The organism is Pseudomonas sp. 05N432, assembly GCF_056396945.1.
The window spans coordinates 1-23,707 of the sequence record NZ_JBFTMM010000014.1; the positions used below are offsets into that span (position 1 = coordinate 1).

The 23,707-nt window shown below is 58.2% G+C and carries 19 protein-coding genes and 1 pseudogene; 12 read left to right on the plus strand and 8 right to left on the minus strand.

What is annotated here, in order from left to right; all coding sequences use genetic code 11:
* Positions 1–184: 184 nt before the first annotated feature.
* Positions 185–2,803, plus strand: a complete 2,619-nt coding sequence (locus AC1DHT_RS15890; protein ID WP_442114828.1) for an Ig-like domain-containing protein — start codon at positions 185–187, stop codon at positions 2,801–2,803.
* A 166-nt stretch (positions 2,804–2,969) separates the two neighbouring features.
* A pseudogene (locus tag AC1DHT_RS15895) lies at positions 2,970–3,110 on the plus strand (multidrug transporter); the annotation flags it as partial.
* Between the two features lie 30 nt (positions 3,111–3,140).
* Here the strand turns inward: AC1DHT_RS15895 and AC1DHT_RS15900 are convergent.
* Positions 3,141–3,881 carry a hypothetical protein gene (locus AC1DHT_RS15900; RefSeq protein WP_427544241.1) on the minus strand — a complete coding sequence of 247 codons (741 nt, stop codon included), beginning with the start codon at positions 3,879–3,881 and terminating at the stop codon, positions 3,141–3,143.
* A 356-nt stretch (positions 3,882–4,237) separates the two neighbouring features.
* On the opposite strand from AC1DHT_RS15900, the gene AC1DHT_RS15905 reads away from it, so the two are divergent.
* The 5 genes from AC1DHT_RS15905 (at position 4,238) to AC1DHT_RS15925 (ending at position 8,274) form a co-directional block, all read left to right on the plus strand.
* Positions 4,238–4,702 (plus strand): multidrug transporter, encoded by a 465-nt coding sequence (locus AC1DHT_RS15905; RefSeq protein ID WP_427532065.1) that lies wholly within the window; start codon positions 4,238–4,240, stop codon positions 4,700–4,702.
* A gap of 39 nt (positions 4,703–4,741) precedes the next feature.
* On the plus strand, positions 4,742–5,566 hold the full coding sequence (locus AC1DHT_RS15910; protein WP_427544244.1) for an SDR family oxidoreductase: 825 nt from the start codon (positions 4,742–4,744) through the stop codon (positions 5,564–5,566).
* Between the two features lie 250 nt (positions 5,567–5,816).
* Complete coding sequence (locus tag AC1DHT_RS15915) at positions 5,817–7,088, plus strand: hypothetical protein (RefSeq protein WP_427544247.1); 1,272 nt, start codon at positions 5,817–5,819, stop codon at positions 7,086–7,088.
* Positions 7,089–7,284: 196 nt separating this feature from the next.
* Entirely contained in the window at positions 7,285–7,683 is a 399-nt protein-coding gene (locus AC1DHT_RS15920) for a DUF4440 domain-containing protein (RefSeq protein ID WP_427544250.1), read from the plus strand.
* A gap of 225 nt (positions 7,684–7,908) precedes the next feature.
* Entirely contained in the window at positions 7,909–8,274 is a 366-nt protein-coding gene (locus tag AC1DHT_RS15925) for a DUF6124 family protein (protein WP_427544253.1), read from the plus strand.
* Positions 8,275–8,555: 281 nt separating this feature from the next.
* Here the strand turns inward: AC1DHT_RS15925 and AC1DHT_RS15930 are convergent, their stop codons facing one another.
* The 4 genes from AC1DHT_RS15930 to AC1DHT_RS15945 all read right to left on the minus strand — a co-directional run bounded on the left by AC1DHT_RS15930 (position 8,556) and on the right by AC1DHT_RS15945 (position 13,448).
* The gene (locus AC1DHT_RS15930; protein ID WP_427544256.1) at positions 8,556–9,419 is read right to left on the minus strand and encodes an efflux RND transporter periplasmic adaptor subunit; all 864 of its coding nucleotides are present in this window, start codon (positions 9,417–9,419) and stop codon (positions 8,556–8,558) included.
* A gap of 10 nt (positions 9,420–9,429) precedes the next feature.
* Positions 9,430–9,630 (minus strand): DUF1656 domain-containing protein, encoded by a 201-nt coding sequence (locus AC1DHT_RS15935; RefSeq protein ID WP_019691945.1) that lies wholly within the window; start codon positions 9,628–9,630, stop codon positions 9,430–9,432.
* The gene (locus AC1DHT_RS15940) at positions 9,620–11,806 is read right to left on the minus strand and encodes an FUSC family protein (RefSeq protein WP_427544258.1); all 2,187 of its coding nucleotides are present in this window, start codon (positions 11,804–11,806) and stop codon (positions 9,620–9,622) included. Before AC1DHT_RS15940 ends, AC1DHT_RS15935 begins: the two co-directional genes overlap by 11 nt.
* A gap of 130 nt (positions 11,807–11,936) precedes the next feature.
* A complete protein-coding gene (locus AC1DHT_RS15945; RefSeq protein WP_427544261.1) occupies positions 11,937–13,448 on the minus strand; it encodes an efflux transporter outer membrane subunit in 1,512 nt (503 codons plus the stop codon).
* Between the two features lie 299 nt (positions 13,449–13,747).
* On the opposite strand from AC1DHT_RS15945, the gene AC1DHT_RS15950 reads away from it, so the two are divergent.
* From AC1DHT_RS15950 to AC1DHT_RS15960, 3 genes are all read left to right on the plus strand, one after another.
* On the plus strand, positions 13,748–14,716 hold the full coding sequence (locus AC1DHT_RS15950) for a LysR family transcriptional regulator (RefSeq protein WP_427544264.1): 969 nt from the start codon (positions 13,748–13,750) through the stop codon (positions 14,714–14,716).
* Positions 14,717–14,967: 251 nt separating this feature from the next.
* Positions 14,968–15,942, plus strand: coding sequence for a 2-hydroxyacid dehydrogenase (locus AC1DHT_RS15955; protein WP_427533709.1), 975 nt, complete (start codon positions 14,968–14,970; stop codon positions 15,940–15,942).
* A 234-nt stretch (positions 15,943–16,176) separates the two neighbouring features.
* Positions 16,177–16,686 (plus strand): DUF2165 family protein, encoded by a 510-nt coding sequence (locus tag AC1DHT_RS15960; RefSeq protein WP_427544267.1) that lies wholly within the window; start codon positions 16,177–16,179, stop codon positions 16,684–16,686.
* Positions 16,687–16,734: 48 nt separating this feature from the next.
* Here AC1DHT_RS15960 and AC1DHT_RS15965 read toward each other — a convergent pair whose 3' ends face one another.
* Complete coding sequence (locus tag AC1DHT_RS15965) at positions 16,735–17,637, minus strand: DMT family transporter (RefSeq protein WP_123582662.1); 903 nt, start codon at positions 17,635–17,637, stop codon at positions 16,735–16,737.
* A gap of 139 nt (positions 17,638–17,776) precedes the next feature.
* Here AC1DHT_RS15965 and AC1DHT_RS15970 point away from each other — a divergent pair, with 139 nt between their 5' ends.
* Both AC1DHT_RS15970 and AC1DHT_RS15975 read left to right on the plus strand, forming a co-directional pair.
* Positions 17,777–18,652 (plus strand): helix-turn-helix domain-containing protein, encoded by an 876-nt coding sequence (locus tag AC1DHT_RS15970; protein WP_427544270.1) that lies wholly within the window; start codon positions 17,777–17,779, stop codon positions 18,650–18,652.
* 132 nt (positions 18,653–18,784) lie between these two features.
* On the plus strand, positions 18,785–19,279 hold the full coding sequence (locus tag AC1DHT_RS15975) for a hypothetical protein (RefSeq protein ID WP_427544273.1): 495 nt from the start codon (positions 18,785–18,787) through the stop codon (positions 19,277–19,279).
* A 74-nt stretch (positions 19,280–19,353) separates the two neighbouring features.
* Here the strand turns inward: AC1DHT_RS15975 and AC1DHT_RS15980 are convergent, their stop codons facing one another.
* Positions 19,354–21,795, minus strand: coding sequence for a TonB-dependent siderophore receptor (locus AC1DHT_RS15980; RefSeq protein WP_427544276.1), 2,442 nt, complete (start codon positions 21,793–21,795; stop codon positions 19,354–19,356).
* Between the two features lie 137 nt (positions 21,796–21,932).
* On the minus strand, positions 21,933–23,633 hold the full coding sequence (locus AC1DHT_RS15985; RefSeq protein WP_427544279.1) for a bifunctional metallophosphatase/5'-nucleotidase: 1,701 nt from the start codon (positions 23,631–23,633) through the stop codon (positions 21,933–21,935).
* Positions 23,634–23,707 lie beyond the last annotated feature (74 nt).

A 23,707-nucleotide genomic window follows, 5' to 3' on the forward strand; every position in this document is an offset into this window, starting at 1 on the left:
CCAGCCGACCTCGCCGGTAGACCAGAACCACGTCATTAGTGGCACCGAGGGTTATCCAGGCGCCACGCTGAAAATGCTGGACTCAGCCAATCAACCGGTGCCCGGGAAGTTCACGCAGAACGGGAAAAGCTGGACATTCGCCCCTGACCCGTCCTGGGCGGTGGGGAGTAGAACGATCACAGCCGTGCAGACCTTTAACAACGTAGAGTCCAACGCAAGCGAACCACGCACGTTTGCAGTGAAACCACCGAAGCCGGCGATCGAGCCGCCACCCAACCCGGCCGAACCGGATCAAATACTGACCATTACCGGCGTTTATTCCGATTCCGTCACCCTGGAGATGTTTACTGAAACAAACGTCGAGGTACCCGGCACCTTCAGCGACACTGGAACGACCCGCACCTTCACGCCGGACGCGGACTGGACGCCGGGCAGCAACACGGTCAAGGTCGTGCAGTTCTTTAATGATGTGGCGTCCAATCCTAGTGATGAATGCACGTTCACCGTGGAGTCAGGAGAAAAGCCTGATGTGCCAAAGTTCGAGCTGCCGTATGTTGGCTCCCAAACCCCAACGCGTCCAACCATCAGGATCAACGGCCTGCCCCATGCGCTGATCACTGTGCGTCTCAAAGACGCAGAGGAGTTGTGCTCGGAAATTGCCGATGCCAACGGCGAATTGGAGTTCAAGGTCAACCCCCCCTTGGTGCCTGGCCGTAATGATCTGGAGGCGAAACAGAAAGTGGGCGGGCCATGGTCCGAATGGAGTGGGCCCCGTCAGTTCACAGTAAAAGAGCTTCCGAAAACACCCGTCATTACTGGGCCAACCAATGGCGGTTCCACCTCTCGCAAGCTCAGGATCAAAGGCGAAGGTAAAGAAACTCGGGGGCAGATACTGCTGCGCCATGACGGGGACGCTGAGGATAAGCCGTTCGCCGAGACCAGTGGCGTGAAAAGCTGGCGCTGGGATGCGCAGGAGCTATGGCCCATCGGCAATTACACCATTTTGGCACAGCATGAAGACGACGGTGACAGCTCCCCATGGACAGAGCCACACACGTTTGAAGTGGTCGACTCCCTATACGGGATCGGCGACGCCGGCCCAGTGCTCGGCCAGCCGGTGGAAAGCACAGGGCAGAGTGTACTGTTGCGGGTTCAGGTGGTGCTCGGTGATACCAGGGAGGCGGTTGAGGGAGTGACCCTAGAGTGGCGCATTCAAGGTGAGCAGGATGTCATCGCGACGACCGTGACCGGCCCGAACGGCTGGACCCAGTATCGCTATACGCCTGGTTCTGTCGGAAAACACAAGATTCTGGCGGATATCACACGCGATAACCAGGGTGTCGTCATGACAGAACTCTTCGAGGTGACCGCCTTGTCGCACGATGACTGGGCACAAGAGGCTGAGCTTTATCTGAACGGTACACGGGTTGATCTGGCCAACGGCGATCTCGTGCTGTTAAGGGGCAAACCCTATGAACTGGAACTCAACGTCAACAGTGACAGTGTGTTGATTGGTTCCAGCGTCACGTTGCAAGACCTGTGGGGCGCGGCGGAACGTGGCCTGAAGTTTGTCCCGGATCTGGGAGCTCCGCAGCCAATAGCGGAAGGGAAACCGGTGCGTTGGTCTGTTTCTGCCGATGGGGGAGAAGGCGGTTTCTTCGGATTGAAACTGACCAACCCTGCACTGCCGGACTGGCAGTTGCCGGGGCGGGTGATTTCGGAAAGCCTGGCAGATGAGGTGATAAAAATTGAAGTTCGTGAACGCCCCATCTCGGACGTTGGCGCAGTGTTTTTCAGTGAAGAACCCGCCCCGCTCAAGTTGACCTTTGAACCCTGGATGGAAGGATTAACCGTGTGGCTGGATGAAGTGGGATCGCCCGACCTTGGGCTGACTTATTTCCCCGATCTCAAGCAGCCCCGTACAGTACCGGACAACCTGATATTAAACTGGGATGTCACAAGTAGCATTGGCACCGGTCGTTTCTCACTTCAAGTCGTCTGCCCGGACACAGCTAATCCTTTGGAGATTCCATGCCGATTGTTGCAGAGTGAGTTTGCCAAAGAGATTGCAGCAATTGAGGTCGGCGGCCGCGATGCAATTCCTTACCCAATGAGTCTTGATGGCATGGGTATCCTGTTACGCAAAGGATGGAACGACCTACAGTTCTCAATAACTCTATTTTTAAAACCAGACAGTCTCCTGACAGGCTTGAAATATAAACTGGTTTGGCTGGAGGGCGATTTAGGAGTCCCTCCCAAACAATCCATACCCTCTCTTGATCTTGAGAAAGTCATAGGAGAGGATAATAATATTACTTTTAGCTGGAAAAATTTCCGGGACACGAAAGAAGGCCGGTTCAAGCTGGCGTTTCAATACGAAGGGTGTGAGGCCGTAATACCAGGTGTTGTGGTCGAAGAGAATAGTTCATATGCCGTGCTTGGGGCACACTTCAATAACATATACTACCCTAAGCCGTTCTCACAATTTAAGTATATAACGTACGATCGAGACGGTATAAAGAGGACGCTTCGTGTGACGCTGAGCGCGTCACCTCTAGCGGATCTAATCGTCAGTGGTTTCATTAAGCCGAAAGTATGGATACCTTCGATGTTCGCAGGTCACAATGTACTACTAGCCCCCAAGTCCGGTACAGAATTAAAGGTTGATCCTTCCAGCAGCGAGATGCATTTCGATATGTGGGCAGACCCTGGGAATTACGGTGGAAACTATGAAGTGCATATTATTTTTCCGTTCAACATAGCCCCAGTAATTATCTATTGCCTTGTTAAACCGTATGGATAAATTATCCTTGCCCGACACTGAAGTTGACAGACAGCATGTATAGATGAGCTGAGAAAAGGTACATGCGCGATGGTGTCTTCAAAAAACCATGCTGTTTTTCCAAACAGCATGGTTTTCCCATCTACGCTTGGGTAGCATGACCCTCTCCGCCAACCCGATGGCCACGGTGGTGTGGCTGGACAACCGCGAAGTCAAGCAACTGGCGCGGCTGCAGTTGCGCATCACCAACGCACCGGAACACTGCCCGGCGGATCGGCCACTGGAACTGAAGCTGAACAACGGCAACGACGTACCGCTGACCGAATTGTGCTGACGGGTCGCCGCCTGTGCGCTGGGCTTATCGCGAATAAGCAACCAGATAGCGCAATTCCTCTAATTCAGGTTTCTGGCCCACAGCGGCGGGATAGCGTAGCTGGATGGAGATTGGCAAGTCTTTTCCCGGCTCCAATACGTACTTGTCATCACCGGGAGTGACCAGTTCGACGACGCCTTCGCTACCGTCGTGCGTCACCTCAGCCCAAAGTTCACTGTGAATTTTCGTGCCCAGTGGCAAATCGGCAAACGACAGTTTCCAATTTGAAATGGCATGACGGGCTGCTTTCAGCACAATGCCGTAACTGTAAACCCAGCATTGGCTTTCAATATCGAGCCATTTCGTCTTGAACTCAAAACCGGCGTCAATGGCTTCAGCTGTCGTATCGCCCTTTGCAAAGACGGAACAATAGCCTGAATGAGGCTGAAAGCTTTCGATCGAACACAATTGAGAAAGCCTTGAAGAGTCCAACGTGACAGTGGGTAAAACCGTCAAGGTTCGTTGGGTATTCCAACCCACACTCTGCGGGGCAACAATAGTAATTACCGCATAGGTATACCCCGCATTACTTGATACTGTAAGCGTTGCCCCGCTTGGGGGAGTAGACGCATGCAGGAAGGTCGCATTACCATAAAAGCCAAATACAATCCTTGCGCCTACCGGCGGCGGGGTGCCGTTCGAGACAAGGCTATAGTTTATTGTGACCGGCACGTCTTTCTTGACGCACACCGGAAACTGTTCAATTCGTATATCCACATAACTCATTACTTCTAAATCCTTTTAGAAAATAAAACACTATTTTTAATTAACATCACATTACGGAGCCCTTACCATTCAACAGCGCATTGAACTCCTAAAAAAAACCTAACACACCCCAAATATAAATAATTTAAAACCGCCTAATAACTCACATCCACTTACAACAAAACCCACAACTAATACACCCACTAACGTCCTCCCAAAACCGACATTCAATCCTTACTTCGGGTGCTCGACGGTTTCGTCGACGAGTGTGAACACCCTCCCTCGCACGAGCATTTGAAGGGTTCAATAAACCGGCCATGGTCATTCACATCTACGCTTAGGTAGGATGGCTCTCTCCCTTCCCGAGGTTTCGCTTCATGTTCATTGGCGTCCTGCTCGTCATTACCTGGCTGATCCTGTTGCTGCGCTACCCGGCCAAGGCCTTGCCGGTCTCTCTGGCGGCGGCCATCGGGTTGGCGTTGGTGGCCACCTGGGTGGTGTGGCTGGACAACCGCGAAGTCAAGCAACTGGCGCGTCTGGAGTTGCGCATCACCTACGCACCGGAACACTGCCCGGCGGATCGCCCGCTGGAACTGAAGCTGAACAACGGCAACGACGTACCACTGACCGAATTGCGCTGGCGGATCGCCGCCTATGCACCGGGCGATACGGTCAATCTGGCGGACAATCAATACACCGCGCCACGCTACCGTGGCCCCGGCGAATTGCAGGCCGGCGCCAATTGGGAAGACTGCTTGCCGATGCCGCCGCTGCGTCCTGGCTATCGCCCGCAAACCCTGGAGTTTCGCGCCGAGCATTTGCAAGGTAGTTTCTCTGACTGATCCTTCCCTCCCCCCTTCTACTTGCACAAGGACCGCGCCATGCCCGTCGCGTTAATCACCGGTTGTTCCAGCGGCATTGGCCGCGCCCTGGCTGACGCCTTCAAAAAAGCCGGGTTCGAGGTCCTGGCCACCGCGCGCAAGGCTGAGGATGTGGCGATACTCGCCGCAGCCGGGTTCACTGCGGTGCAACTGGACGTCAACGATGAACCGGCGCTCGAACAATTGAGTGAGCGGATCAACCAGCAATACGGCGGCCTCGACATCCTGATCAACAACGCCGGTTACGGTGCCATGGGGCCACTGCTCGACGGCGGTGTCGCAGCCATGCAACGTCAATTCGAAACCAACGTGTTCGCCGTGGTCGGTGTCACCCGTGCGCTGTTTCCCGTACTGCGTCGCGCCAAGGGATTAGTGATTAATATCGGCAGCGTCTCCGGCGTTTTGGTCACGCCGTTCGCCGGCGCCTATTGCGCCTCGAAAGCCGCCGTGCATGCCTTGAGCGATGCGCTGCGCATGGAACTGGCGCCGTTCGGCATCCGGGTGATGGAAGTCCAGCCCGGTGCCATTGCCTCCAGTTTTGCCAAAAACGCAGGCGTTGAAGCCGAGCTGTTGATCAGCGAACAATCACCCTGGTGGCCGCTGCGCGAGGGCATTCGTGCCCGGGCCAAGGCCTCTCAGAACAACCCGACCCCGGCGAGCACGTTTGCCAGCGATCTGCTCAAGGCCGTGCAACAACCCAAACCACCGCGCTTGCTGCGTTTGGGCAATGGCAGTCGGGCGTTGCCATTAATGGCCGCGTTGCTGCCCAGAAGTCTGCTCGATGTCATTCTGAAAAAGAAGTTCGCGCTCAATAACACGCTCTAACATCCTCCCTCGCGCTGCGGACATCGCTCCGCAGCCAACCGCTACAAACCCAACTAACAAATCAAACTAACAAATCAAACTACCGACATAAACAAACACATTAAATCATCAACCAAATATAGTAATACCGCCCATCGATCTATAACTTGCTCACTCGTGAAGCCTGTCTACCAGGCTCATGAAAAACATCATCTAAAAAAACAACTTCGACATTCATGTCGAACACTCAAACTCATACAAGGCAAATAATATGGACATTATGACCCACAACCAGATTACTTTTTTTGTCACTGGCGACCGTGACCCGGACTTCGGTCACGAGGGCGTTATCAATCTATTTGAACTCACGCACGAACTTGATACCGATCGGCATGTGAAAGGCTGCAGCGTGCTGGCAAACGACAAAGTTCTGGTGAGCGCATGGCTGGCCCGTGACCTGAAAGGGATCTATGGTCTGGCACGCTTCAATCCTGATGGCAGCGTAGACACCACTTTCGCCGACATGGGCCTGGCGCAAGGCAATTTCGCCGATGGCTACGACTCGACAGGTGGCAAGCTCGCCATTCAGGAAGACGGCCATATCATCATGCTGGGCTGGTCCCGAGAAGTGAACGTTTACAGCCCGAAACGCCTGGTGATTGCTCGCTTCGATACACATGGTCGGGTTGACCACAGCTTTGGTAAACAGGGCTGTGTGGTCATTGCAAACAGTGCCCTCGGGGAGTTGGTTGACGACTCCAGCACCCTGCAATTGCTGGCGGACGGAAAAGTCCTCGTCAGCGCCACCTATCTGAAAGAGGAAGTCTCTACCGGTGTCGTGTTGCGAATCGACACTCACGGCAATCTGGATAAGAGTTTTAATCAAACCGGGCAACTTGAAATCAAACATCACGCCTTCACCGACACCTCAGTACAGGCGCTGTTGGTGCAAGCCAATAACAACATCCTGGTCGCGGGCAGTGCTCGACATTCAACGTCCGACACTCAAGGCTTTGTCGCTCGTTACTCTCACACGGGCACACTTGATACTGACTTCGGCGATTCTGAGACGCCCGGTTTCTCCACCCTGAGAATCTCGAATGGCACGGTTATTTTTCACGAACTTATCGACACCGGTGCCGGCAACGTCGTGGGTATTGGCCAGGCCAGTTCCGGTCAACGAAACTGGGGCCTGCTCGTGGGCTTCGACACGACCGGCAACCCCTACCCCGAGTTCAACGGTGGTCGCCCGGTATTGACCTCGTTCAATGCCGACCACGGGAACGAGTGGGTATGCGCGCACCGGCAGGCGGACGGCAGCATCGTCACCGCTGGCGGCACCCGTCGACTGTACATCGCGCGCTATCTGGCCAACGGCTCTATTGACCGAAGCTTCGGTCAAAACGGTTGCATCCAGGAAGACACTCAACTGATGGCCACGCCGGCGCTTCTGCAAACACAGGCAAACGGTCGCATTCTGCTGGCGTGCAACACCCTGGGTATAGGTGGCGCACTCGGTCACGTTTACGGCTATCAGGGCTGATTGCCCCTGCCCTGCCAAGGTACCTGACCACACTCCTCGCTAGAGGTGTGTGGTCAGCCTTCATCCTTCATGAACTCAATAAAACGCCTGCACCTTCAGCGGCTTTCGCGCTATTCCCCCTATCAGCCGTTCTGCGCCTCGACACCGCGAAATTACTGACGCACATTAGCCCTCACTCACCCAAGGAGAACACCGCATGACGGACTACAGCGAATACTTCAACGAAGTGACCCAGACCCTCGTCGACATCGAGCAATGGTTTTCCGGCACCGCCGACAAAGGCCTACTGACGCAGTTGCTGGCGCGTTTCTCGCCGCAGTTTTCAATGATCGTGCCCGGCGGCAATGCGCTGGATTATCCGGGTTTGAGCGAGCTGTTCGATAAACTCGGCGGCGCCCGCCCGGGCTTGAAAATCGGCCTGAGCGAATGGCGCGGGATTGACCAACACGCCGGCGGCGCCACCGTCAGCTACCGAGAAGTGCAGTCCGATGCGAGCGGCGTGCTGAACGATCGGCGGGCGACGGCGGTGATTGAAAAGCTGCCGTCAGGTGCGTTGCTGTGGCGGCATTTGCATGAGACGTATTGTCAGGGCTGAATGAGATCGCTCCCACTGAAGAGTGGGAGCGATCAAAAGGACGTTTATCTCGCGTAGGTTTTTGAAGGACAATGGCCCGCGCGTCTGAGGACGGTTCCGACACGTTTTGACGGTTGCGTTGGGTGATGGGGGACGGATAACCTTTTCGGGTCGCTGCCCATTCAGCGATCGGGTGTGGTAGCCCGGATATCTCATAGGAGTAACTTAACCTATTGGAGCATCACCATGTCTAAAGCTACCCCCAATCCCACTGAAACCGACAGCACCTCCCCCTACGCCTCCCTCGATTCAAAAGAACTCCATGCCGCCGCGCACCGTGCGCTCGATCATTACCTGGTGCTGCCCGAGACCAAGCAGTTGTTGGCCGATCGACGTCCCGGCTGCATTTTTGTCATAGCCCCCGACATCGACAGTGAAACCCTGCTGGCCCACGCCTGCGAGACCCTCGCCTCGGTGAATGTCATGGCCAGCGATCTGGCGTTTGAGCTTGAAGGTCCCAAGCGCAATACCGCACTGGCGATTCAGCAGATGATTTCACTGGCCGAGTTGGCGGTGAATCGCGCGCTGGATCACCTTGATCCACCGGAGTAACGGATAAGAACGCGGCCCCCGCGTAGCAGCTGCCGAGCCTGCGAGGCTGCGTTCGGCCGCGAAGCGGTCGTGAAATCAAGCAACGCGTTCTTTCAGGTAAACCGCGTATGCAGGATTTGCGAGGACTACGTCCTCGAACGCAGCCTCGCAGGCTCGACAGCTGCTACGAGCTTGGGGCTCGTCAGGTAGACAGCGTTATCGTTCATTGTGTAGGTGCCTACCCGAACAAAACCCGCCGCCTTTTCACAAGGCTGGCGGGTTTTGTCGTTTCAGCTCAGGCGCTATTGCTGAATAGTCTGATTGACCACAACCGTACAAGTAATCCCCGCCGCCAACAGCACCCCGTCCGGCACCTCATCGATGTGAATCCGCACCGGCACCCGTTGTGCCAAACGCACCCAGTTAAAGGTCGGGTTCACGTCGGCGATCAGCTCGCGGCTTTCCGGGTTGTCGCGGTCGTAGATGCCGCGCGAAATGCTTTCGACATGGCCCTTGAGTACTTCGCCGCTCATCAATTGCATGTCGGCCTTATCGCCGACCTTCACATGCGGCARCTTGGTTTCTTCGAAGAAGCCGTAGACCCAGAACGAGTTCATGTCGACCACGGCCATTTTCGCTTCGCCGATGCGCGCATAGTCGCCGCGATGGACGTTGAGGTTGGTGACATAACCGTCCACTGCCGCCAGCACTTTGGTGCGTTTGAGGTTCAACTCTGCCGCTTCCAGCTGAGCCTGGGCCTGTTGGTAATCGGCCAGCGCCGAGTCGGCGATGTTGCTGGCGTCGTCGCGGTTTTCCTTGGAGATCACCAGGTTGTCGAGGTCGGCGCGGCGATGTGCATTGACCTTGCGCATCTCCCAGGTGGCTTTGCGCGAAGCCACCAGCGACTGCGCCTGTTTCACCGCGATCTGGTAGTGCTCGGGGTCGATCTGCATCAGCAGGTCGCCCTTTTTTACCAACTGGTTGTCACGCACCGGTACGTCGACCACTTCGCCGGTGACGTCGGCGGCAACGTTGATGATGTCGGCGCGGACCCGGCCATCGCGGGTCCACGGGGTGTCCATGTAATGCACCCAAAGAGTCCGGCCGATCCACAGCGCGAGGGCCAGTACCAACAAGGTCGCGAGCAGACTGAAGAGCTTTTTCATCGAATCGGTCTCAAGGATAAACAGTCAGCGCAAGGGCGCCGAACAAACAGGTGAAGAGGCTCAGGCGCAGCAGCGCCGGGTGCCAGAAGAAGCGGTACAGATCAAACCCGGACAAAAACCGGTCGAGCGCCCAGGCCACTGCCGCAGCGATGAAAAACATCAGGGTCATGGTCGGCATGTACACGCCGTGGAAGGCGATTTCACGAGGCATGGTCAGGTCCTTTAGCGGCCGCGAGCGCTGCCAGCGGCGATTGCGGATCGAGCAACGAAGTGCGGATGAAATGCAGGTAGCTCTTCACCCGGCGCAGGGCCGAGGTGTCGAAGTGCGGGGCGAACGGTTCGTCGGTGGCCTGGACGCGGCTGATGGCGTGGTCGACCGCAACCAGGCTGCGCTCCAGATTGCTCTGGTTCGGTTGCAGAAACAGCCGCACCAGCGAGCGGCCCATGACCCGGATCGCCTGGCGCCACGGTTGGGTTTCGGCATACGCCGGGTGCACCGGGAGGATCGCCTGTTCCTTGCGCAACTCGATGATCGCGTGGCCGACTTCCAGCACCACGAACATCCAGCGCAGCAGATCGCGTTGCACCTTAGGCTGTCCGGTGGCCAGGCCATAAGCCTGGTGCACCAGATCGCGGGTGCTGCTTTCAAAACCCGACGCCAGCCCCTTGAGCTTGCCGCTGATGGCGAACACCACTTGCCCGCGCAAGTCCTGCTCCAGACGCCGCCACAACCAGCGACTGTTGGGCGGCAGGATGATCGCCCCCGCCGCCGCGCACACCAGCATGCCCATGACCATGGCGATGTAGTCGTTGATGAAGGTGTAAGGGTTGTAGACCGTCAGGTTGTCCGGTACTGAACCGGTGCTGAAAAAGATCAGCAAACCCAGGCCGACACCGGCGTACTGCGGCCGTGAGGTGAGAAACGAACCGAGCACGATCACCGGCGCCAGCATCACGCACAACAGGGGGAAACCGTCGATCCACGGGAAGATGAAAAACATCTCGACGAAGCCGATCAGCGCCCCAAGCAATGTCCCGCAGGCCATCTGGAACGCCATGCGCTTGGGGTTTGGCGTGGCCGCCGAGAGACCGACCGTGGCAGCAGCGATCAAGGTCATGGTCGCTCCGCTCGGCCACGCGGTGGCGACCCAGTAACTGCCCAGCACAATCAGAATGAACGACGCCCGTATGCCCGCCGCAGCCGAGGCCAGCCAGTTGGTTTTCGGGGTGTAGGGCTCATCCCATTGCTCGCGTTCGTGGCGGTGTTCGGCCAGCGAGGCGTGGGTCTGTGCATAACTGTGCACTTCGTCGACGAAGCGGTAGAGCAGTTCGTACGCGGTGTGGAAATCCAGTAGCTCGGCGTCGCTCGGTTCGCTCTGCTGAAAGCTCGCCCGCAAGCTGCGCACCCGCGCCGGCAGCCCTTCTTTATAGGCGGCCAATTGCGCCGCCAGACGCGCTGCATCGGCATGCGTCAACGCGCGCCCCGAGAAGCCATCGAGCACTTCGGCGAGGTCCTGCAACCCCGGTTTGATCGCCGCCACCACCTGTTCGGTGCCGCTGCTGCGCAAGCGTTCGAGCAATTGGTGCAAGGCGTTAAACCGAGTGGTGATGCCCATGAACTCGCTGTTCAGCCGACTGAGCCGACCATTGCGCCGACGCATGTGCGGGTCTTCGAACACGGTGACACTGCGCAAGCCTTCCAGGCCCACGGCTTCGGCGATAAAGCGCACGTTGCCGGCTTCGAATGCCTCGCGTTGGCTGCGCCCGCGCAAGCCATCGGTGACAAACAGTGCGAACACCCCGAAGCGCTGATACAAGGCATTGCGCATCGCGGCGCTGGCGGTTTGCGGGAGAATCGCGGCGCTGACCAGGGTCGAGCAGAGAATCCCCAGCGAGATTTCCAGCACCCGCCAGACCGCCGCCATGAACGCGCCATCCGGGTGCGCCAGCGCCGGCAAGCCGACCATCGCTGCGGTGTAACCGGCGAGCACAAAACCATAAGCGCGGAAGTTGCGATAACGCGCGGCACCGGCCGTGCAGATGCCGACCCAGATCGCCAGCGAGCCGAGAAACAGTTCGGTGTTCTGGGCGAACAAGGCAATCAGCGCGACCATCACCGCCGAGCCAGCCAGCGTACCGAGGAAGCGATAGAAGCTCTTGGCGAACACCTGACCGCTCTGCGGCTGCATGACGATGAACACGGTGATCATCGCCGTGCGCGGTTGCGGCAATTCCAGGCGCATGGCCAGCCAGAGGGTCAGGAACGCGGCGATCAGCACCTTGAAGATGTAGACCCAGGTCACGCCATCACTGCGTGCCCAGTCGAAAAAACCCCGGCGCCACTCAAGGGAATACAGCCAGCGCAAAGGTGCAGGCAAGGGAGTCATGAAGTCCTGCTCATTGGTCGATGCGGGACCTGTGGGAGCGAGCCTGCTCGCGATGAGGGAGTGTCAGTCAGCATTTTTGTCGCCTGACACACTGCTTTCGCGAGCAAGCCCGCTCCCACAGGGTTTGTGTTCAATTCACGATGCTCTTGAGAAGAGCCGGGGTTTTCGGCGCCTGGACTTTACTGTCTGGCGGCACGTCGTTACCGGCGTCGAGCCCGCCACCAAGGGCAGTGACCAGTTCAGCATGGGCACTCAAACGCGCAGCCTGAACCTGTTGTTGCACTTGCTGCTGCTTGAACAACAGGCTCTGGGCATTCAGCACATTCAGGTAATCGGTGAGCCCGCGCTGGTAGGCGATCATCGCGATGTCGTAGGTTTTCTGTGCAGTGGCCACCGATTCGGCAGCGAAGGCTTGCTGCTTGTCCATGGACTCGCGGCGGATCAACTGATCGGAGATGCTTTTGAGCGCATCGACCAGGGTCTGGTTGTACTTGGCCACGGCGATGTCATAGCCGGCCGAGGCTTCGCCCAGTTCCGAGCGCAAACGCCCACCGTCGAAGATCGGCAAGGAGATCGCCGGCCCGACGTTGTAGTTGAGCTTTTTGCCGGTCAGGAACTCCAGCGCCCCTCCGCCGGTGGCCATGTAACCAAGGCTGCCGACCAGATCGACGTTGGGGTAGAAGCCGGCGTGCGCCACGTCGATCCCGCGCGCCTGAGCCGCGACTTGCCAGCGACTGGCGACCACGTCCGGGCGTTGGCCAAGCAACTGCGCGGGCAATGCCGAGGGCAGTTTCAGGGCGGTGCCAAGGGACAGCGTCGGGCGCTGCAACTGTGCGCCCTCCCCTGGACCTTTGCCCGCCAGTGCGGCGAGTTGATTGCGGCTCAGGGCGATTTCTTCATCCAGCGCGTCCAGTTGCCGATGGGTTTCCGGCAACGGGGTTTGGGCCTGGCTGACTTCGAAATGGGTGCCGATGCCGCCGTCCAGACGCTTTTGCGCGAGGTCGAGAATCTGCTGTTGCTGCTTGAGCGTCGCGGCCACGATGTCCCGCTGCGCGTAATGCAGCGACAGCTGGATGTAGGCGCGGACCACGTTGTTCTGCAATTCGAGCTGAGCCATGCGCGCTTCGGCTGCGCTCATGTGGGCCATGTCGACGGCGCGTTCGGTGGCATTGCTTTCGCGGCCCCAAAGGTCGAGGGCGTAGCTGAAGCCGAGGGCGGCGTTGTTGTCCCAGGTGGTGGTATTGGCCAGCTCACCCGGACCGTAGAACTGATCGGTCGGCCAGTTATGACGTTTGAGCGTGGATTGACCATTGACCTGCAATGCCTCGGCCGACTCGGCAACACCGGCCATGGATTTGGCCTGACGCACACGGGCGGCGGCCATGGCCATGCTCGGGCTGCCTTGCACGGCGAGGTCGATCCAGTGATTGAGTTGCGGGTCGCCATAGGCCTGCCACCATTGCGCGGTGGGCCAGTGAGCATCCTTGGCGGCGCTCTGGATGGCCTCGTCGGTGGCCAATGTATTGGCATCGAATGCCTTGCCCTGTGGGGCAATACCTCCGGTTCCGACGCAGCCGCTGATTGCTAACGATAAAGCCCAAACACTGAGAGTCTTCAACTCTCTGCTGATGCGACGCGGCACTGCTGAAAATTCCTGGAAGTAGGGGGAGGTACGAGGTCTTGTAGACACTGACTTATTTGTGGGAGCGAGCCTGCTCGCGATGCAAACACCTTGGTGCATCAGGTACACCACACCGATGCCATCGCGAGCGGGCTCGCTCCCACACACCAGTAACGGCGCAATTTTAGGGGTGGGCCTGTGCGGCGATAAGCCGGGATTCCTGTGAATCTTTGTTACCGTTAACGAGATAATCCCTTGGTCGGGGTCACAGCATTCCGTAACTTCGTGTCACAATTTGTCATCGCACCCGAGAGCACCCCATGGACACTTTGCAAAACATGCGCGCCTTCAGCTGTGTCGCCGAAGCCGGCAGCTTCACCGCCGCTGCCGTGCAGCTCGATACCACGACAGCCAACGTCTCGCGCGCGGTCTCCAACCTGGAAGCCCACCTGCAAACCCGTTTGCTCAACCGCACTACCCGCCGCATCGCCCTGACCGAGGCCGGTAAACGTTATTTACTGCGCTGCGAGCAGATCCTCACCTATGTCGAAGAAGCCGAAGCCGAGGCCAGCGACGCCCATGCGCGCCCGGCCGGGCAACTCAAGGTGCACACCATGACCGGGATCGGTCAGCACTTCGTGATCGATGCCATCGCCCGCTATCGCAAGTCCCACCCGGACGTGACTTTCGACCTGACCATGGCCAACCGCGTACCGGACTTGCTGGACGAGGGCTACGACGTATCGATCGTGCTGGCCAGCGAACTGCCGGACTCGGGTTTCGTCTCGCAACGGCTGGGCATCACCTACAGCATCGTTTGTGCGTCACCTGCTTATGTAAAAGCCAACGGCTGCGCGCAGAAGCCCAGCGACCTGCTGAATCACGCCTGCCTGCGCCTGGTCAGCCCGGTGATTCCGCTGGAAAAGTGGCTGTTCGACGGCCCGGAAGGCCAGGAAATGGTCACCATCAACAGCTCACCGTTTCTGGTGAACTCCGCCGACGCCATGAAAACCGCGATCATCAGCGGCATGGGCATTGGTGTGCTACCGGTCTACGCCGCCATCGAAAGTCTGCGCAACGGCAGTCTGGTGCGGGTCATGCCCAACTACCGCTCGCAAGAGCTGAACCTGTACGCCATCTACCCGTCGCGCCAGTACCTGGATGCGAAGATCAAGACCTGGGTCGAGTACCTGCGCGGCTCGCTGCCGGAGATTCTCGCGGCGCATCAGGCTGAATTGGCGGCGTATGAGTTGAGTGGGAGTCTGGGCGGGGCACGGGTGGCCAATTGACTCTAAGGATTGACGCGCTCCAGTGTGGCGAGGGAGCTTGCTCCCGCTCGAGTGCGCAGCGCTCGCAATCATGTCAATGAGCTAACTCAGGCAAATCGAGATTGGAAGGCTGACGACTGCTGCGCAGCCGAGCGGGAGCAAGCTCCCTCGCCACAGGGTTGTGTTCGCCCACAGCCTGTGGCTCTCGCAAAAACCCGTCAGAGAATGTTAGCGTGCTTGGCATTCTCCTCCGCCTGACGAGCCTTCCTGCGATGAAAAAGACCGTACTTGCCTTCAGCCGTGTCTCGCCCGAAATGGTCGAGTCCTTGCGACACGACTTCGAGGTGATCGTGCCCAACCCCAAGCTGGGTGACATCAATGCCCAGTTCAACGAAGCCCTGCCCCACGCACACGGCTTGATCGGCGTCGGTCGCAAGCTTGGTCGGGCCCAATTGGAGAACGCCAGCAAACTCGAAGTGGTATCCAGCGTCTCGGTCGGCTACGACAACTACGACCTGGCCTACTTCAACGAACGCGGGATCATGCTCACCAACACCCCGGACGTGCTGACCGAAAGCACCGCCGACCTGGCCTTCGCCTTGCTGATGAGCAGCGCCCGACGTGTCGCCGAGCTGGACGCCTGGACCAAGGCCGGGCAATGGCAGGCCACGGTCGGGGCGCCGCTGTTTGGTTGCGATGTGCATGGCAAGACCCTGGGCATCGTCGGCATGGGCAACATCGGCGCGGCCATCGCCCGACGCGGTCGCCTGGGCTTCAACATGCCGATTCTGTACAGCGGCAACAGTCGCAAGCCCCAGCTTGAACAAGAACTCGGCGCGCAATTTCGCAGCCTTGATCAATTGCTGGCCGAAGCCGATTTCGTTTGCCTGGTGGTGCCACTCAGCGACAAGACCCGGCACCTGATCAGCCACCGCGAACTGGCGCTGATGAAGCCCAGCGCGATTCTGGTGAATATTTCCCGTGGCCCGGTGGTCGATGAACCGGCGCTGATCGAGGCCTTGCAGAACAACCGGATTCGCGGGGCGGGGCTGGATGTCTACGAGAAGGAGCCCCTGGCCGAGTCGCCGCTGTTCCAGCTGAAGAACGCCGTGACCTTGCCACACATCGGCTCGGCCACCCATGAAACCCGCGAAGCCATGGCCCACCGTGCCTTGGCCAACTTGCGCAGCGCCTTGTTGGGCGAACGGCCGCGGGATCTGGTGAATCCGCAGGTGTGGAAGGGTTGATCAACGGACAGGCACGCCTATCAAGGCGTGCCGGTTGTTTAAACGTCCAGTGCACAGCGACAACACAATTAATAAAAAACAGTCAAGCCTGATACTCTGCTTGCGATTAGGCAGTACAACTTACCTTGCGACACAACTTGCAATTCAGTCCTCTGCCCGCCATTTTTTCCGCGTTATAAACTCCTGCCCCAATTGCCTGCACAGTGCAGGACCCGGATATGGAGAGTACGCACCATGATAAATTTCACGACGGCCTGCCTGATCAGGCGCAGTAAGTTGGCCCTGGTTTTAATGGCGGGAGGATTTGGCCTGCTGGTTGTATTCAGCAATGTGACTGACTACGCCTCCAACTACGAATTTGTTGGCCATATTCTCAGCATGGACACGACCCGACCCAACGACGCCCTACGCTATCGCGCCATCACCTCCCCCATGCTGCACCATAGGATCTACTGGATGATCATCACCCTGGAGACAACCTACACCGCCTGTTGTTTATTGGGGGCCTATCAGCTTTACACAAAACTCAATGCGCCGCGCAAGGAATTCCACGAGGCAAAGAAATACGGAATTGTCGGTTTGATGATCGGTATTTTCGTGTATTACTTCTGCATACAAGTGATCGCCAATGAATGGTTTGACATGGACTCTTCCGCAGAGTGGAATGCCATGGCCTGGACCCGAAGCATTATCGGTTACATGATGACGGCGCTTATTTATCTGTCACTGAAGACCGATCATTAACAACCGCCGTCGGCATGAACCTGATCGGGCAAAGTGCAACTTTATCGATCACGCCAACTTGCCACTTCCCACCGCCACCCGTGCCTTGGGTTTGCGAAACACCAACACGTTCCCCAACATGACCAGCACCAACCCGGCCAAAGCCGGTGTAGTCCATTGATAGCCTTCGGCAAAGGCCGACACGTTCAATGCCACCACCGGGAACAGCACCGTGCAATACGCCGCACGTTCAGGGCCCATGCGCCCAACCAGGGTCAGGTACGCGGTGAAGCCAATCACCGAGCCCGGAATCACCAGGTACAACAACGAGCCGATGTATCGCGTGTTCCATTCGATGTCGAAAGGAATACCTTTGACCAGGCAGTACATCGACAGCATCGCAGCGCCATAGGCCATACCCCAGGCATTGGTGGTCAGCGGCTTGAGACCGGCTTTCTGTTGCAGGCTCGAGAGCATGTTGCCAGCCGAGAAACACAGTGTGCCCAGCAACGCCAGACCCAGGCCAAGCAAGGTTTGCGGGCTGGCGGTATGGCCGACCAGTTCCGGCCAGAACAACAAGCCCAGCCCGATCAACCCCAGCGCACCGCCCATCAGCACATTGCGGGCCACTTTCTGACCGAAGAACACCCGCGCATTCAGCGCATTCCACAGCGTGGCGGTGGAGAACACCACGGCGACCAGACCGCTGGGAATCCACTGGCTGGCGGTGAGGAAGCACATGAAATTGATGCAGAACAGGCACAACCCCTGGGCCAGGCAGATCAAGTGCCCACGCCGGTTCATCACTTGCAGGCGTCGGCTGAGCAGTAACATCACGAACAGCACCAGCGATGCCAGGCCAAAGCGATAAACGATCGACACCGGAATCGCCACCACCCCCAGTTGCAATTTCAAGGCGATCCAGGTGGTGCCCCAGATCAGCACCGTTAGCAGGTATAGCGAGAGGTTCATGTCGGCAACTCCTGAAGATGGTCTTCAGTCTGTTCTCGAGGCAGGCCGTGCGCTTGCATAAACTTGCGCTTTTGTCAGGCGACGGGCTGGCAGCCTCGAGGCGACGGAGTAGGATGCAAGGCGTTGGAGAGAGCCGATCATGCCCGCACTGGAAACCCTGCAAGTCTTTCAAGCCCTCAACCGCTCGCCGAATGCTCGCCTTGAGCACAGCGCCGAGCTCGGTGACGGCATGGCTGCAGCCCTGTGGAGCAACCATCACGACGCCCAGGACTATGAAGCGCCCGGTCATCACACCCTCTCCTGCTACATCGCCGGTGGCACCGGGACCTTTCGCCGCGAACAGCCCGGCACCAAGGGCGGCCCGGACAAACTCTGCATCCTGCCCGCCGAGCATCAGTCGGCCTGGGTGATCAACGGTGGAATCCGCCTGGCTCACCTGTACTTCAGCCCCGAGCAATTTGCCCTCGGCTGCGTCACCCTGCTCGACCGTGAACCGCGTGAGCTGCAATTGCAGGAAAGCACCTTTCTCGAAGACCCGGTGCAGGCCCTGCGTTTCCGTCAGTTGATTGAATTGAACTGGGACGAACCCGGCGAACGCCTGCTGACCAGTAGCCTCGCGCATGAAATGCTCAGCCACACACTGCTCAGCCAGGTCGGCCTGCGCCAGGGTTTGCGCCTCAAGGGTGGGCTGGCGGCACATCAGCGTCGACAGCTGATCGAGTACATCGACCAGCAATTGGCCGAACCGATCAGCCTCGGCCAGTTGGCCGGCTTGTGCGCCTTGTCGGAGTACCACTTCGCACGGATGTTTCGCGAAAGCTTCGGCCTGCCACCGCATCAATACCTGTTGGCCCGCCGCCTGGCTCACGCCCGGCATCTGCTGCGCAACACCTCACAGCCGCTCGGTGAGATTGCGCTGGCCTGCGGCTTTGCCAGCGCCAGTCATTTCACCAATCGCTTTCGTCAGGCCATGCAGGGCACGCCCGGCGAGTATCGCCAGGCGTTTTTGCGTTAGGCACTATTGCATTCGTTTATATTAAATTTCTTTAATTTCGAAAAACATAAAAACAATTGAATACCTGTTAATTCTGACAGTAGCAGAATTGATAAATAAATCGGAGACTTCGGACTCAACCTCAGGAGTTTCATGACATGTCCAAAATCTACGACGCCCCAACAAAATCTGTTATTTCCGCCCCCGGATCATTTTGCATCGGGCTCCTTGATCGCGACGATTGAACAGCAACCCGCATTTAACAGTAGCCGCGTTTTTTTTCGATCTACATTACCTATCAGTCCCCACATTGAAATTTCAGCCGTAGACGATGACAGGCACTGGGTTTTCAATTTCGATGAAAATATCAAGCCCCAAAAATATCTTATTAACGACAAGGCGATTAACAGGATCCGGTACACCCGACGAATCCCAAACGACCCCAGTGGCGCAAGCTATGTTTTTACGCTCCATCCCCATATCACTGGAACAATAGATATAAAGAAATTCGATTCCACGGAAGGGATATTCGAAGCTGTTTTTGATTTTTCCATATGGCGTGAATCAGAAGGTCAAAGCACAATTGCCAAAGCAACCGGAACAATCAATGTGTGGGACATGGATAGACCTGTGCCCACCTCTCGCTGACACTCAATACTCTTGTCGCCAACGCGACAAGAGTTTTCGCTGCCAAACCGTAGTGAGCGGTCGGCTAGCTTTCATCAGAACTCCAGGGTGCTCGACAACGACACCTGGCGCGAATCGCCCATCGACACAAAGAACCGGTTGACGGCCGAGGTGTAGTAGGTGCGGTCGAAGAGGTTTTTCACGTTGAGCTGGAACTTGACCTTCTGCCCGTCGAGCTTGGTGTCGTAGGTGGCGAAGGCATCGGCCACGGTGTAGCTCGGCAGGTCGAAGTCGTTCACCGCGTTACCGGCCCGTTCGCCGACATACCGGGCGCCTGCGCCGACCCGCAACTGGTCGCCACCGACGATAGTGCCGAAGTCATAGACCGCCGACAGCGAGCCGGTGTTTTTCGCCACGTTTTGCAGTCGTTTGCCTTTGTAGGTCGGGTCTTCGGCGACCTCGGCGTCGGTGTAGGCGTAGCTGCCGATCATGCTCCAGCGCTCGCTCAACTGACCGGTCAGGTCCACTTCCAGGCCTCGGGAACGCACTTCGCCGGCCGCACTGTAAGTGGTGACCAGCGGATTCTCGGAGTTGGACACCAGCACGTTGCGTTTCTTGATGTCGAACAGTGCAATGTTGCCGGTCACGCGGCCCGGCATGTCGAGCTTGGCCCCCAGTTCCCAGGACTTGGCTTCTTCCGGTGCAATGCTGCCATCGAGCACGACCGAGCTGCCGCTCAATGGCGCAATGGTCGAATTCGGTTTGAAGGATTCGGTGTAACTGCCGTAGAACGACAGCTCATCGGTGTAGCGATACACCAGGCCGGCGCGCGGCACCCACTTCTGGCCGTTGCTGTCGGTGTTGGCCTTGAACGGACGGCCCTTGCCGGCGTACTGGTCGTACTCCTGGAAGCGCCCACCGGCCACCAGAATCCACTGGTCGTTCAGGTGGATCGAGTCCTGTAGAAAGACCGAATCGCTGCGCAGCAGATCGGTCTGATTGCTGTCTGCAGCGCTGACCGTGGTGCCAGCCACTTCACGACCGTAGACCGGGTCCAGATAGCTGAAGGACGGGAACAGGCTCTTCTGGCGGATCAGGTCGGCGCGGTAGATCTTGCGGTATTCGTCATCCACACCGAACACCAGATCGTGTTGCATGCCAGCCACATCGACCTTGCCTTCGAGGCTGGCGGTGGTGAAACGGTCGGTGGTCAGGGCGCCCTGGGTGCCGTCCATGCTGCGGGTCAACGTGCCTTTTTTCGGGTCGATGGCGGTGATGCGAACCTGGCTGGCGTCGTAGGTTTCGCGGTTCCAGCTGTAACCGAAGTGGGCTTTCCAGTTGTCGTTGAGCTCGTGGTCGGCTTCGAAATGGTACAGGTCCGAACGGCCTTCCATGTTGTTGAACGGTTCGTCGAGGCGACGGCCACGCGGGATGTCCAATGGATGATTGGTACGCGGGTCAATGGCCGTGCCACGGTCGAACGGAGCGAGGAACTCGCGGTGCTCGTAGGCGAACAACAACTTGGTGCTTTCGCCGAACCAGGCCAGGGACGGCGCGATCAACGTCTCGCGATGGGTGCCGAAATTGCGCCAGTAGTCTTCATCTTCGTGGTCCAGCACCATTCGGTAGGCCAGTCCGGAGTCGCCCAGTGGCCCGGTGCTGTCGAGGCTGCCACCGCTGCCGTTCTTGCCGTTGCCATAGCTCGAGCCACGTACGGTCAAGGCGTTGTATTGCGTCAGTTCGGGCTTTTTGCTGACCGTGTTCACCACGCCGCCCGGGTCCTGAATGCCATAGAGCAACGAGGCGGGCCCCTTCAGGACTTCAACCCGATCCACCGAGGCGTTCAAGCCACGGCCCTGCACGATCGGCATGCCGTCACGCATGATCGAGCCGTTGCGGTTGTCACCGAAACCGCGAGTCATCACCGAATCCTGGGTGCTGCCCAAGGTATTGCCCTGAGTGATGCCGCTGACATTGGCCAGCGCATCGTCCAGGTTGCGCGGCACCTGGTCACGCAGCACCTGGGCCGGGATCACGTTGATGGTCTGGGGGATTTCCTGGAGCGAGGCCGAGGAACGTGCCACTGAGGTGGTGGACGGCGGCTGATAGCTCATCGGTTGCTCGACCGCCGAGGTGATGGTGGTTGCACCGAGATTCAGCGCGCCTTCGGTGGGTTGTGGTTCAAGGGCCAGCGTGTGGGCGTCGGTCTGGCGGAAGGTGAAACCGGATTTGCTCAACAAGCGCTGCATGGCTTGCTCGGCACTCATCTCGCCGTTGATGGCCGGTGCGCTGAGACCGTAGGGCGCTTCATCGGTATAAACCACGCTGATGCCGGTGACGCGGCTGAAGTCGCTCAAGGCCTGGGGCAAGGGTTTGGCGGCGATGCTGAAGCTGAACAGCGCGCGGTGTTGCTCGCTGGCCTGCGCGGCGCACGCCACGCTCAACGGCAATAAGGCCAACACCGAAACGGCCAGCGCAGAAGCGCCAAACCACTGTTTAACCGAACCGCCTGCCGCCGATTTTGCCCTGGACTTCATTGCTCGTGACCTGTGTGTAGAAATGCTGCGGATGCGAATGAATCGCACTTTCACCACTACACGGATGTCACTCGGGTTTACCTCACATGAAAAATGAAAATAGTTTCAAAGCCCCTTACGCAACCAGGCATGCCGCGCTATTTCACCTTCACGATGCGCCCTGCACTCTTCGTAGAACCAACGGGTTTGCCTTGTTGATCCATGCGGTGCAGGTAATCGATCAGGCTATCCAGGTCCGTTACTTCCAAATCTCTACGGTTGATTCCCTGCTTGAAAAGACTGAAACGATCGCCACCGTCGGCCAGGAAGCTGTTCAGCACCACGCGATAATTGCGCTCGGGCTGCACCGGCTTACCGTTAAGACGAACACTGCCGGGAATCACCCGACTGTCCAGCGGGCGCGTGGAATCCCAGCGATAACTGAAGCCCCTGGAAACCTGCAGCGCATCAAAATTGCCTCCGGCCTTCCATTGCTGATTGAGCAATTGTTCGAGTTGCCGACCGTTCAGGTCGAAGGCGACCAGGGTGTTGTTAAACGGCTGCACCGTCGCCACCTGCCCATAATTCAGGCGTTTGAGACCTGGCTCCAGGGCCAGGTCGCCACGAATGCCCCCCCTGTTCATAAAGGCGATCTGTGCGCCATGCGCCGCGCCAGCCGCCAGTTGAGCATCGGCGATCAAGTCACCCAAAGGCGCCTCCCCCGCCGCATTGGCACGTCGAGTGATCGGTGAAGCCGCGATGGCACCGACAGGTTTGAGCAGCACGTTATTGCTGCGTGCTTCAACTTCCCGCTGCAAGGCGAGCATCTGAGGATCGGCTGGATAATGCGCCGGATCGGCCAACAGGTTAGTCGCGTGAATGCCCGTGACCCGATGTTGACCGGGAGTCACGTCGAGCGTCAGGCGGGTCATCAGATGCCCGTACGAACTGCCCTGAGTCACCAGCAGAGGACCGACCTTGCACAGATAGCCTTGATGGGAATGCCCGGAGATCAACACATCGACCGCTGGATCGAGTCGCTTGGCCACATCAACGATATCGCCTCTCAGCTGGCTGCAGTCCTGTTTGTCGTAGGGTTCGGGGGTTGAGCCGCCCTGGTGCACCACCGCGACAATCGCGTTGACGCCCTGGCGGTTGAGTTCGGGGATCAGCCGATTGATCGACTCGGCCTCATCCTCGGTACGCAAACCCTGCAGGCCCTTGGCGCTGACCACGGAGGCAACATCGCGCAGTACCGCGCCGACAAAGGCGATCTTCTGGCCTTTGACCTCCTCGATACGGTACGGCGGCAACAGGGTTTTGCCGGTATCGGTGTCGATCAGGTTCGCCGCCAGATAGGGGAAACCGCTGCCGGGATAGCGGGCGCGAAACTGGCAGGCCTTGGTCGGACGAGTTGATTCGCAGCCGCCATTGAGCTGGCGCAGGAACTCCGCCTTGCCGTTGTCCAGCTCATGATTGCCGATGGCGCTGAGTTTCATGTCCATGTACCGCAGCGCTTCGAGCGTCGGTTCGTCGGCCCACATCGCCGACAGTGGCGGACTTCCACCCACCAGGTCACCGGCACCGATGAACAACAGCTGCGGATCGTCCTTGCGCAGTTGCGTCAGCATCCCGCCGAGGGTCGCAATGCCCCCGGCCTTGAGCATGCGCACACCGTCAGCGGCGGTGTTGTCGCGAACCGAATACGGGTTGGCCTGCAAGTAACCGTGCAGGTCGTTGATTGCCACGATGTTCACGGCAACCGGTTGGGCTGGCGGCTGAACATGGGCGCAACCGCCCAGCACGGCGACAGCCAGGGCGACTGCACTGAGCAGCCTTGGCAGGGAAAGACGTGACATGAGTTCATCCTTGTTCGCTAGTCGAAATCTGTAGAAGTGTGGCGATCAGGCCAATTGCAGTTGGCCGTGTATCG